The organism is Ciceribacter azotifigens (assembly GCF_048159625.1).
Lineage (GTDB): Bacteria > Pseudomonadota > Alphaproteobacteria > Rhizobiales > Rhizobiaceae > Allorhizobium > Allorhizobium azotifigens.
Window position 1 is genome coordinate 234531 of record NZ_JBLQTA010000006.1, and the last position, 10535, is coordinate 245065.

The 10535-nt window shown below is 59.9% G+C and carries 12 protein-coding genes and 2 pseudogenes; 5 read left to right on the forward strand and 9 right to left on the reverse strand.

The features are described from left to right. Window positions 1–40: 40 nt before the first annotated feature. The 8 genes from ACM6UT_RS11800 to ACM6UT_RS11835 form a co-directional block, all read right to left on the reverse strand. Window positions 41–1084, reverse strand: coding sequence for an alpha/beta hydrolase (locus ACM6UT_RS11800; protein ID WP_416797530.1), 1044 nt, complete (start codon window positions 1082–1084; stop codon window positions 41–43). Window positions 1085–1159: 75 nt separating this feature from the next. Further along, window positions 1160–1585 (reverse strand): hypothetical protein, encoded by a 426-nt coding sequence (locus tag ACM6UT_RS11805; protein ID WP_416797531.1) that lies wholly within the window; start codon window positions 1583–1585, stop codon window positions 1160–1162. 34 nt (window positions 1586–1619) lie between these two features. Further along, window positions 1620–1844, reverse strand: coding sequence for a hypothetical protein (locus ACM6UT_RS11810; protein WP_416797532.1), 225 nt, complete (start codon window positions 1842–1844; stop codon window positions 1620–1622). Between the two features lie 233 nt (window positions 1845–2077). After that, complete coding sequence (locus tag ACM6UT_RS11815) at window positions 2078–2788, reverse strand: ABC transporter ATP-binding protein (protein WP_416797533.1); 711 nt, start codon at window positions 2786–2788, stop codon at window positions 2078–2080. Between the two features lies 1 nt (window position 2789). Then, window positions 2790–3992, reverse strand: coding sequence for an ABC transporter permease (locus ACM6UT_RS11820; RefSeq protein ID WP_416797534.1), 1203 nt, complete (start codon window positions 3990–3992; stop codon window positions 2790–2792). Next, a complete protein-coding gene (locus ACM6UT_RS11825; protein WP_416797535.1) occupies window positions 3989–5182 on the reverse strand; it encodes an efflux RND transporter periplasmic adaptor subunit in 1194 nt (397 codons plus the stop codon). The genes ACM6UT_RS11820 and ACM6UT_RS11825 overlap by 4 nt, the downstream gene beginning before the upstream one ends. Next, window positions 5179–5508: a TetR family transcriptional regulator C-terminal domain-containing protein gene (locus tag ACM6UT_RS11830; RefSeq protein ID WP_416797536.1), complete on the reverse strand. Its 330-nt coding sequence runs from the start codon at window positions 5506–5508 to the stop codon at window positions 5179–5181. Before ACM6UT_RS11830 ends, ACM6UT_RS11825 begins: the two co-directional genes overlap by 4 nt. 53 nt (window positions 5509–5561) lie before the next feature. Further along, the gene (locus ACM6UT_RS11835) at window positions 5562–5759 is read right to left on the reverse strand and encodes a hypothetical protein (protein ID WP_416797537.1); all 198 of its coding nucleotides are present in this window, start codon (window positions 5757–5759) and stop codon (window positions 5562–5564) included. A gap of 780 nt (window positions 5760–6539) precedes the next feature. Between ACM6UT_RS11835 and ACM6UT_RS11840 the strand changes: the two are divergent. The 5 genes and pseudogenes from ACM6UT_RS11840 to ACM6UT_RS11860 all read left to right on the forward strand — a co-directional run. After that, window positions 6540–6801, forward strand: a pseudogene (locus tag ACM6UT_RS11840) (integrase core domain-containing protein); the annotation flags it as partial. A 426-nt stretch (window positions 6802–7227) separates the two neighbouring features. Then, window positions 7228–8169 carry a thiamine pyrophosphate-dependent dehydrogenase E1 component subunit alpha gene (locus ACM6UT_RS11845; protein WP_416797538.1) on the forward strand — a complete coding sequence of 314 codons (942 nt, stop codon included), beginning with the start codon at window positions 7228–7230 and terminating at the stop codon, window positions 8167–8169. A gap of 28 nt (window positions 8170–8197) precedes the next feature. After that, window positions 8198–9217: an alpha-ketoacid dehydrogenase subunit beta gene (locus ACM6UT_RS11850; protein WP_416797539.1), complete on the forward strand. Its 1020-nt coding sequence runs from the start codon at window positions 8198–8200 to the stop codon at window positions 9215–9217. Between the two features lies 1 nt (window position 9218). Further along, on the forward strand, window positions 9219–9461 hold the full coding sequence (locus ACM6UT_RS11855; RefSeq protein WP_416797540.1) for a biotin/lipoyl-containing protein: 243 nt from the start codon (window positions 9219–9221) through the stop codon (window positions 9459–9461). Continuing rightward, the gene (locus ACM6UT_RS11860) at window positions 9451–10191 is read left to right on the forward strand and encodes a lipoate--protein ligase family protein (RefSeq protein ID WP_416797541.1); all 741 of its coding nucleotides are present in this window, start codon (window positions 9451–9453) and stop codon (window positions 10189–10191) included. The genes ACM6UT_RS11855 and ACM6UT_RS11860 overlap by 11 nt, the downstream gene beginning before the upstream one ends. Here ACM6UT_RS11860 and ACM6UT_RS11865 read toward each other — a convergent pair. Next, window positions 10188–10535 (reverse strand): annotated as a pseudogene (locus ACM6UT_RS11865) (hypothetical protein); the annotation flags it as partial. The gene ACM6UT_RS11860 and the pseudogene ACM6UT_RS11865 overlap by 4 nt on opposite strands.

Here is a 10535-nt window from a genome sequence, read left to right on the forward strand (position 1 = left end):
TGGCCCCGGAGGGGCGGCGCTCTTGCACCAGTCGTTCCGCTCAGGGCGGTGTCGGTGTCAGTCGAAGCCCTGCTTGGAGCAGAAGATCGGTGCGCTCTCCTGGCATCGACAGCGCCTGCGCGAGCCGCACAAACCGACGATGCCTTGCCTGGTCTGGAGCCGGCAACCTGGACAGATCGATCACTTCAATCATCCCTTCTGCCGCCAGCTCTTTCACCGTCGCGTTCTGCCTGTCGACGGCGCCGATCCGCGGAAGGGATCCGGCAAGACGGCTCGATAGAGCCAGCGCACGATCATCCTTTGCGTTGAGTAGGATTATCGGTTGTGCGAGGCGCCCGATCGTCCGGACCTGTCGTCCGAAGAGATCGATCTCTATATCTGGCGCCGCCAACACCACCTGGCCTATTCGGCCAAGTACATCATCTCTGTTCGTGAGCTTAAGTTGCCGCAGCGCTTCGACGACAAGCCACGCTCCGGTGCTATGCCCGAACAGCGTAATACTGCCCTTGTTGCCGTTCTTGCCAAGGCGGGCGAGAAGATCCGTAAGATCGTCGCGGGCGTATAGTGCGGCGTCCTTGTCGGCAATATAGCCGGTGACCGTCCCTTCGGACGGCCAGCTGAAAAGAACGGGTGTCTCTTGAAGCTTGCCTTCTATTGCAACTTTTGAGATTTGGAAAAGTGACTCCTGGAATGTGTAATTGTATCCGTGCACGTAGACGACTGTTTTGCGGTGCTGGAGGGCATCTATGTCGGATAAGCCCTTGCGTTCTTTCACAAGGTATTCTTCACCGGCGGTGAAGGTGGCCGATTGGCTCTGGCCATGCGATTCGTTCCGGTCTGCGACCATGGCGACGGTGAATCGTTCGAACCGCAGCTTCGGCGATCGTTTTGAAGAATAGCCGGGGCTGGCGGCATCCTTCTGCCTGTCTGTTGCCGTGACGATCGTGACGCTTGGATACCGCGCCGGGGCGTCCGTCCGCGGCGCCAGAACGCTGTCGCCTGGTCGAGATGCACATGCAGCCACACTAAGAAGGAGCCAAACGAGCGCCAGCCGCTGCAATAGGTGATTGTGGTTTGAGGCCATGATCTCCGGTGTCCGGGCGCATCTGATTTCAGCTGAGGTGGAGAAAAATCACTCAGACCTCGTCGATGTCAGCCCTCATTGCTTCAAGCTGCGAGGTGGAGCCGGACGGGCATTATTCAGGAGCTGATTGGCAATCGCGGTAAACCACCAGAATACCGTACGAATGGTCATCGCAATAACTGTCTTCAGCTCGTAGGGGTAACCCATGAGGATCCAGACACCCAGTCCTGTGAATACCAGCAGGGTTGCCGTCGCGATCGCAATTGCGAGTGTCGACGCCCACCGGCGGTGTAGGATGAATGCCGCCCCCGCGGCCACGTAAGCGAATCCTGCTGCAAAGTTGAAATAGAGCACGAACGGAACGATCCGCTCAGTCGGCTCTGCGTCACTTTGGAGCAAGAGTATATTGTTCCCGCCCGAGATGAGTGTCGCGACACCGAACAACACTGCGAATACGCCGATCGTGGGATTAAAGAAGGTGGAGATACGTGCAGATGGCATGACATTCGCTCCTCATCAATATCACAATTGTCGCTCACCTTTGCAGGGTGAATTTCGTCCGTCCGGCTGCTAGCCCGGCATAACCCTGTTCTGTCCGAACCAGTTGCACGCACTGTTCTGGAAGGAGGCCGCCGGGCTTCAGACAAATCCCTTCTGGCGTCGCCCGCCAGGTCGGAGACAGATCCAGGGGGCCGCCGGTCATCTTGCCCGTCCCGTTGCGATAGAGCACGAGTTTCCCGACGCGGCTATCGGTGGTCATCGTCCAGGGGCGTCCATCCGTAATCTTATAGGCAGGAGACGGCTCCTCCGCCCGGCCTTGCGTGATCAAGGCAGACGATGTCACGAAGAGTGCAAGGAGGCCTACCCGCCATCGTGACTGTGCGTCGGTCGTGCCCGTGCGGCATGTTGGTTCTCGCGTCTGCATTCGTCTCTCCTTTGGCTACTCTGTGCAATAAGCTGCGACGCGTCTTTATGACGGTGGCAGACCTGGCGTCAGTCGAAGCCGCGTCCCTCACCGGCTTCTTCATGGGTCACACCATCCCTGATGTGATAGATGCGCTTGAAGGTTGGAATGATCTTCTCGTCATGGGTGACGACGATAATGGCGGTGCCGAACCTGACGGCCATGTCGTTCAGGATGCGTATGACGCTCAGGGCGCGTACGCTGTCGAGCGGCGCGGTCGGTTCGTCGGCAAGAATGATGGGCGGGCGATTGATCAGCCCCCGCGCGATCGCAACGCGTTGCTGCTCCCCGCCCGAAAGCTGGGACGGCATCGCGGCGGCGCGATGGTCTACGTCCAGGGCCTTCAGGAGCTCGCGCGCCCGTCGGCGTGACTCGCCGTTGGGGACACCCGCCAGCATCGGCAGCAGCGCGACGTTGTCGGTCACGTCGAGAAACGGGATGAGGTATGGCGCCTGAAAGACGAAGCCGATCTTGTCTCGTCTCAACGCGCGCAGGTCGCTGATTTTCCAGCCATCGTCATAGATCACCGTCTCGCCGAGGGTCATGCGCCCGCCGCTCGGGTCGATCACCGCGCCGAGGGCCTTGAGGAGCGTGCTCTTGCCCGATCCGGACGGGCCGACAAGGCCGACGACTTCGCCGGGCGCGACCTTCATGTTGACGTCCTTAAGGGCGTCGACTGCCGTGTCGCCGCTGCCGTAGCGCTTCCGGAGTCCTTCGATCAGAATTCCGCCATCTGCCATCTCAGCCTCCTATCGCTTCGGCCGGATCGATCTTCAGGGCCATTCTGATGGCAACGATACTGGCGAGTGCGCAGATGACGACGACGGCGACGAGCCCTGTCGCCGTGTCCTTGGACAGAAGCAGGACGAACTTCGGAAACAAGGGTGCCGCGAAGGTCGCCGTGATCTTGCCGACGACGAAGCCAATCAGGCCCAGCACGACTGCCTGCTGCAGGATCATCGAGGCGATCGTCCGGTTGCGCGTGCCGATTAGTTTTAGGACGGCGATCTCGCGTATCTTGTCCATCGTCAATGTGTAGATGATGAAGGCGACGATGGCCGCGCTGACAACGGCCAGGATCGCGAGAAACATGCCGATCTGTTTGGCCGAGGTGGCGATCAGTTTGCCGATCAGGATCTCTTCCATCTGCGCACGCGTGTAGACCGTCAGCCGCTTCCACCTCGCAATGTCTGCAGCGATCTGGTCCGCGTCGTATCCCGGCTTGATGCGCACCAGAACGGCGTTCACGTACGGGTTGCTGTTTTGCGATGCAATGACGGCATCCAGCAGGCCCGGCACACCCGGTCTGTTGAATTCGGGGTTCTCGCTCGTGCGTCGGCGCTGGCGGACGATGGAGTCGTTGTCTTTGACGAATTGTGCTTCCTGCGCGTCCTTCAGCGGGATGAAGATCATCGGGTCACCGCTGGATGAAACCGCACGCCGGGTCAGGCCCACGATCTTGTAATGATTTCGCCGGATGACAATGGTATCGCCGAGGGTGAAACCGCTCGCAGCATCCGCCACCGCTTCATAGTGACCCCTTGTGATCTGGCGCCCGGCAACGAGAAACGGTGGCCAGCCGGGCGTCGCGACATTACCCGGCGCAATGCCAACCACCATCGCGCGAACGTCCGTACTTCCCTTTCGGACCTGCATCGTCAGGTAGGTGATGTTGGCAACCTGTTCGACGCCGGGCGTCGCCAGGATCATCCGATAGATATCGTCATTGATGCTCGAGGATTCGGCGTAGGGACCCAGCGTGTTCTGCTGTACGACCCACATGTCGGCGCCGCTGTTGTCGAGCAGCACTTTGCCGTCTTCAACCATGCCCCGGTAGACGCCGGCCATCGTAAACGTCACGCCGATGAGGAGACCGAGCCCGATCCCGGTGAAGACGAACTTGCCCCACGAATGAAGAATGTCACGGCCTGCAAGACTGATCATTTGAGAAGCTCCGCCGGCTCGTTTGCAATCTGGATGCGGCTCGTGCTCGTCAGTCGCGAAGCGCTGTGGACGACGATCTCGTCACCCGCCTGAAGGCCTTCTGCGATCTGGACCGTGCCGTCGAGATCCATCGCGCCAATCCGGACGGGCGTGAAACGGATTTTTCCATCCGCTACCGTCCAGACGCCGGTCTTGTCGTCGACATTCTGGAGAGCGGCATTGGGGATGGCCGGGCCGGAGGGGAGCTCGGGCAGGGCAATCGTCACCTCGGCCAGCTCGCCGATCGGCGGAATCGGATCGGGAAGCGTGTCGAACTCGACCTTGGCCAGGTTTTCCTCGGTGACCGAGTCCGCGAGCACTTCGACGCGAGACACTCGTCCGGCGATGGCCGTTCCACCGTGGGAGCGAAGAGCAATCTGCGCGGGCAGTGCCTTGCGAAGACCCATGGCCGCGATCTGGTCGAACCGGGCATTGATCCAGAGGTTCTTCGGGTCGATCATTTCGATGACTGCCTGGCCGGCGACCACGGTCGTTCCCGACTCGGAATTGCGGGCGACGACCACGCCGTCGACCGGGGCGAGCAGAACCAGAGTGTCGCGTTGCTTGACGAGGCCGTCTCGATCGGCGCGGTTGCGTCGCAAGTCCTGCTGTGCGGCCGCGAGATTCGACTGGGCGGCCGAGAGGGCGGCAAGAGCGACCTGGCTGTCCTGCTGCTTGGTTTCCACAGCGGCCTTGCTGACGGTCTGGCTCTCCCAGAGCGCGTCATAGCGCTTCGCCTGCATGTCCGCATATTCTTTGCGCGCAAGAGCATCTTCGACCTGCGCTTCCGCAGCCTTTATTGATGCCTCGGCTCGGCTGATTGCCGCATCCAGCGACGCAATCCGATCGTTGAGATCCACCGGATCCATCTCGGCGAGAGCCTGGCCGGCGCTTACTGTATCGCCGACGTCAACATGTACCGCGCCGACACGTGCAGCGATGGTCGGGCCGATCTTGTAGGAAAAACGAGCTTCGACCGTGCCGATGCCGAAAAGAGCAGGCGAGATCGATCGGTTCTCGACGACGGCAGTCCTCACCGAAACGGGCGCCAGGGGGCCGGATCGAAGGACGACATAGCCGAACAGGGCGACAATCGGAACTGCAACGGCGAGAAGCATCAGGCTGCGGCGTTGAACAGACGGGAGCCTCATCGTGCCGCCTCCACGCATCGACGATAGGATGTGAAAGCTGCCGGGGCTGCCTCACGGATATTGGCTATTTCATCTGCGACTAACGCCCTGAAGACCAAATGCTGGATCGTTGCGATGAACAGGCGGGCGGCACTCTCCTTGTCCACTGTATTTCGAACTTCGCCGTATCGTTGCGCCTCTTCGATCAGACCCGAAATGCGCCCTTCGTATCGTCGAACAAAGACTTCGACCATCAGCTTAAGCGGTGACCGCTCCTTGGTTGCGAGCGTACCGAGTAGGGTGCGCGGGATGTGCGGATGCCCCGCGACATAGGCGATATCAGCCATAAACATTGCCTCGAGGGATTGCATCGGAGACGGGTTGGGGGGCGAGCGATGAATCATTTCGCCACCGCAGTATTGCGTCTGCAAAACAGTGCCACTTCCGCTTCGCTTCCGCGAATACGCGTCGCGTCGTCGACAAGGTGAGAGCGCATGATCACACTTTGGATCATGCTCACGCAGGCGCCAATTGCCCGGGCTTTGATGTCGGTGGGATTTTGTTCCGCAGCGAGGTCGAGCGCGGTTTCCGTCGCCACTTCACGGCGCTCCTCCGCTGAAAGATGGGTTGACCGTGGGATCATCGTAGGACTCCAAAAGATAGTGAGTAGTTACTATCTAATCGGAGAGGAGAGATCTTTCAAGAGGTTGGAGGCCTGGGAATGCCTACTGTCGTGGCGGTATCGAACGCGGCGTCTCTAAGTAGGTCTATATGCTGCATTCGGGCGATACCGGGAGGACTGGAATCCAGCCCAGACTGAGGAAGGGAAGATCGCAGACAGTTTCCTGCGAGGAGAGGAGACCGAGGCATGGTCGGACGGCAACGAATTATTGATAAGGTTGATCGTGTGGCACCGAAGCATTCCGCAATTTGTGCAGGAAGCGTCGTCCTCTGTCTCGGGTCAGCGCAAGCGCTTAAATCAGTTGTAGGCAGTCGTATCCCGCATCTTGGCGAAATCGAGTAACGTCAGTGTTTGGCATTCTGGTGAGAGCAGGAAGTTTCGGCCTTCGGGCGCTTCTTCGGGGGTTGCCGTCGCTCAACTCCTCCGCGACCCGGAGGAAGGCCAGTCGTATTTCCAATCCCGCCCAAGGTGCTGACAACCAAAGCCGCAGCGTGGAGGTGAGGGGCAACTAAAGCGTAGGGATGGTGTTGAGGGCAATTTTAGGCTCCGGAAGTCGATGGAGGACGCAGGAGATCGTCGGCCAATACGGCCGCGGGAAGATGCGTATCATCCTGAACATGACCCAGATTCGTACCGGGATTTCCCGCGGCGGCCGATCGCAGGGAGCACAATTGGTCAGGTGTGGAAAGCTAATGGATATCTCACCCCTGGACCAATGGTCAGATCGAACGAATGAACCGAACTATCAAAGAAGCGACTGTGAAACTTTACCATTACGACAGCCATACCCAGCTAGCCGCCCACCTCCATGACTTCGCCGACGCCTACAATTACGGTCGCCGACGGAAGACGCTGCGTGGGCCTGACACCCTACGAATACATCTGCAAAATCTGGGCAACAGAGCCAGAACGGTTTACACTCAATCCGCACCATCAAATGCCGGGACTAAAGACCTAGGCTCAGCCGGTGACGCGCGGCGAACTGGCGAAGATCATCCGCACCAAGTGCCTGGAACCCCGCTCGTGCGCCCTGTCCTCGTCGTGCTGAGCCTTTCCGGTGCGCTCGCGCTGACCGCCTGCCAGTCCGACACCCCGCGGCGGGATTCTGCTCGGCTACAAGTTCTAGCACTTTAAGCCAAAGATGGCTCCTTCCGTCTTTCTGCACGCTTTTTTGCACACCCTTTGAGGCAGATCAATGCTCGGAAAACAGAACCGTACATTAATTAAAATTAGCGGCTCTTAATGGAATCGACTGGTTGCCCCCGAGCCGGCGGGAGAGGCAAGCTCGAGGGCTCATCCGGGTAAAGGGCTGTCCATCAGATCAACAAATCGAGGGAGGTCTGAAATGCCGACGAAATCCCAGCTTCTATGGATGTACGAGGTCATGGAAAAGGCGCGGTACTATGAAGACACTATGGCCGCCGCCTACATGGAAGGGAAATCCCCGAAATTCGACATAGGTGCGGGTCCGTTGCCTGGTGAAATGCATCTCGCTGCTGGTCAGGAGCCGTGCGCGGCTGCTGTTTGTGTCCATTTGCGTAGCGACGATACTGTGACGGCAACCCATCGGCCCCACCACGCCGCCATTGCCAAGGGCGTCGATCTCAAGAAAATGACGGCTGAGATTTTCGGTAAGGCAGCCGGGCTTGGCGGCGGTCGCGGCGGCCACATGCATCTTCTAGCTCCCGCTGTCAACTTCGTCTGCAGTGGCATCATCGGCGAAGGAGCGGGGCCAGCAGTTGGCGCAGCGCTGGCCGCCAAGCTGAAGGGAAGCGACGCCATCGCGGTATCGTATCTTGGTGAAGGAGCCGCCAACCAAGGCGGGGTTCATGAATCGCTCAATCTTGCCGCCCTATGGAAACTGCCGGTCATTTTCATAATCGAGGACAATGGCTGGGGAATCTCTGTTCCAAAATCCGCCTCGACTGCCGTTGCGGACAACAGCGTGAGGGCCGGGTCCTACGGCATTCCGGGTTCGCATGTCGCCGACAACGATACGCTGATGCTGTTCGACGTTGCGGAGCAGGCCGTCAATCGCGCCAGGAGGGGCGATGGTCCGACGCTGATCGAAGTGGAGACCTATCGCTATTACGGCCACTTCCAGGGCGATCCCGAACTCTATCGCCCGAAGGGCGAGGTGGCGGAGCTGAAAGCCAAGGATCCGATTGCGCGGCTTCGCCGGCAGATCATCGGACAGGGTGTGACTGAGGAGGAAGCCAACGAGGCAGTGAGCAAGGCAAGAAGGGAAGTCGATGAGGCCTTCGCCTTTGCCCGGGCGGCAGCCTATCCCGCTCCGAGCGACGCCCTGACCCAGGTCTTCGCCTGACTGATCTTTCCCTGCCAAGGAGGAAACTATGTCTAGCAATCGCATCATGACTGTTTCTCGGGCGATCTCCGAAGCGATCGCGCAAGAAATGCGCGCCGATCCCAGCGTCTTCATTATGGGTGAGGATATTGGCACCTATGGCGGCATTTTCGGCGCCACGACTGGCCTTCTGGCCGAGTTTGGCAAGGAGCGCGTCCGCGACACGCCGATTTCGGAAACCGGCTTCATCGGCGCTGGCGTCGGCGCCGCCATGGCGGGCATGCGACCGATCGTCGAACTGATGTTCGTCGATTTCTTCGGCGTCTGCATGGACGCGATATACAATCTTGCCGCCAAGAACATCTATTTCTCCGGCGGCAATTGCAAAGTGCCTATGGTCATCATGACCGCCACGGGCGGCGGATATTCCGATGCTGGCCAGCATTCGCAAACCCTGCACGCGACCTTCGCCCACTTGCCTGGCCTGAAAGTGGTCGCGCCGTCCAACGCCTACGACGCCAAGGGGCTGATGATCTCGGCCATCCGCGATGACAGCCCTGTGATGTTCATGTTCCATAAGGGGCTACAGGGGCTGGCCTGGATGGCCTCCCCCGAAGGGGCTGCTTCCGAACTGCCGGAGGAGGCCTATGCCATTCCGTTCGGCGAAGCCAAGGTGGTGCGGCCGGGCAAGGATGTCACGATCGTCAGCCTTAGCATGATGGTGCACAGGTCACTCGATGCTGCGGCGGAACTGGCGACGCAGGGCATAGAGGCGGAGGTAATCGACCTTCGCACCATAGTGCCGCTCGACCGCGAGAAGGTGATCGAATCGGTTCGCAAGACCGGCCGGCTTGTCGTTGTCGATGAAGACTACAAGAGTTTCGGCCTCACAGGCGAAATTATCGCCACCGTCGCCGAGGAGGATCCCACGCTTTTAAAGGCGGCACCCCAGCGTCTGGCTGTTCCCGATGTGCCGATCCCCTATAGCAGGCCGATGGAACAATACGTCCTGCCATCCGCTGACAAGATCGTCGCGGCCGTGCTGACGACGATGAAGAAGGGGGCTTGATTTGGCTGACATCAGGATCGCACCCGACCTGTGGGATGCCAACGTCAATCCGGAAGGCATCATCGCAAACTGGTTCTATGCGGATGGCAGCACCGTCGCTGCGCGCGCAACCATCGCAGAGTTGATGGTGGAAAAAACCACCTTCGACATTGCGGCGCCATCGGCTGGCATCCTGCACATCGCCGTCCCTAAGGACGGCGCTGTGAAGCCGGGAACGGTGATCGGCACCATTGATGCGGCCTGATCGTCTCGCCCGGCCCCTGGCGGCGGCCATTGCCGCCGCTGCCAGGGTTCACGGTCTCACCATCGATCCGTGCGTGGAAGGTTTCACGACGGCGGCGGAGGGACTTGAAAGGCAGGAACGGCTTTCCGACGAGATCGATGACGGTTGCCGTTTGCGCACCCTCCTTTGGCAAGTGCCGCAGGCTCTCACTGTCGGACGCTCGGACACGCACCTGCCTACCTTCGCTGCAGCAACGCAACGACTGGCGGCGGAAAACTGGCCTGTCGTTGTCCGTCGCAGCGGCGGAGCCGCTTGTCCCGTTTCGCCAGGTACGTTTCAGATTGCCCTTGCCCGCACTGCGGGAGCTGATTTCGCCATCGATGCTGCCTATCGCGAATTCTCGACGATGATTGGCGACGCGTTGGCTTCGATCGGCCTCGTGGCGACGATCGGCGAAGTGGCCGAGGCTTTCTGTCCCGGCCGCTTCGATATTCAAATCGACGGTCGTAAGCTAGGGGGAGTTTCGCAACATTGGTGTGAGAGAAACGGTCACAGGATCGTAACGACTGCGGCATCGTTCGTCCTTGCTGAGGATCTACCGGAACTCACGCGGGCCGTAAATCTCTTCTATGAAAGCGCAGGAGGTGCGAAACGTTGCTCGGCTAACGCCGTTATCAGTTTGGACCTCGCGCTCCGGGACTTTGGATCAAAGCCGAATGTACTTTGTCACAGAGCCGATAAGATGGGTTAGGCGCCGCTGATCTGCTCGGCCGACAACGTCAAGGGCCGCCTCGCCCGCGCATACCGTCTCGAGCCTACCGAGCTCCTGAGTGGTGGAATCAATTTGACCCCTATGGCCTTGTCGATCCGCGTGCCGGCGCGACCGTCCAGGATGGCGATGGCATCCTCCAGCCGGCCAATTCCGGTGAAGCCGCCGGTGTCGGCGAAATCACCGGCAGCGACGATCTTCGGGCCCATTGACCCTGCGGGCGCGCCAAAGGCGCGGGCCTCGTCCGGGGACATTTGGGCAATCGGCTCGGCGTTCGCGCTGCCGAAACCGCGGTAGACCGCGTCCACATCGGTCAGCAACAACAA

Coding starts and splice junctions, on each gene's coding strand:
- ACM6UT_RS11800 (WP_416797530.1), bottom strand. CDS start 1,084: ATGGCCTCAAACCACAATCACCTATTGCAGCGGCTGGCGCTCGTTTGG.
- ACM6UT_RS11805 (WP_416797531.1), bottom strand. CDS start 1,585: ATGCCATCTGCACGTATCTCCACCTTCTTTAATCCCACGATCGGCGTA.
- ACM6UT_RS11810 (WP_416797532.1), bottom strand. CDS start 1,844: ATGACCACCGATAGCCGCGTCGGGAAACTCGTGCTCTATCGCAACGGG.
- ACM6UT_RS11815 (WP_416797533.1), bottom strand. CDS start 2,788: ATGGCAGATGGCGGAATTCTGATCGAAGGACTCCGGAAGCGCTACGGC.
- ACM6UT_RS11820 (WP_416797534.1), bottom strand. CDS start 3,992: ATGATCAGTCTTGCAGGCCGTGACATTCTTCATTCGTGGGGCAAGTTC.
- ACM6UT_RS11825 (WP_416797535.1), bottom strand. CDS start 5,182: ATGAGGCTCCCGTCTGTTCAACGCCGCAGCCTGATGCTTCTCGCCGTT.
- ACM6UT_RS11830 (WP_416797536.1), bottom strand. CDS start 5,508: ATGGCTGATATCGCCTATGTCGCGGGGCATCCGCACATCCCGCGCACC.
- ACM6UT_RS11845 (WP_416797538.1), top strand. CDS start 7,228: ATGGAAAAGGCGCGGTACTATGAAGACACTATGGCCGCCGCCTACATG.
- ACM6UT_RS11850 (WP_416797539.1), top strand. CDS start 8,198: ATGTCTAGCAATCGCATCATGACTGTTTCTCGGGCGATCTCCGAAGCG.
- ACM6UT_RS11860 (WP_416797541.1), top strand. CDS start 9,451: ATGCGGCCTGATCGTCTCGCCCGGCCCCTGGCGGCGGCCATTGCCGCC.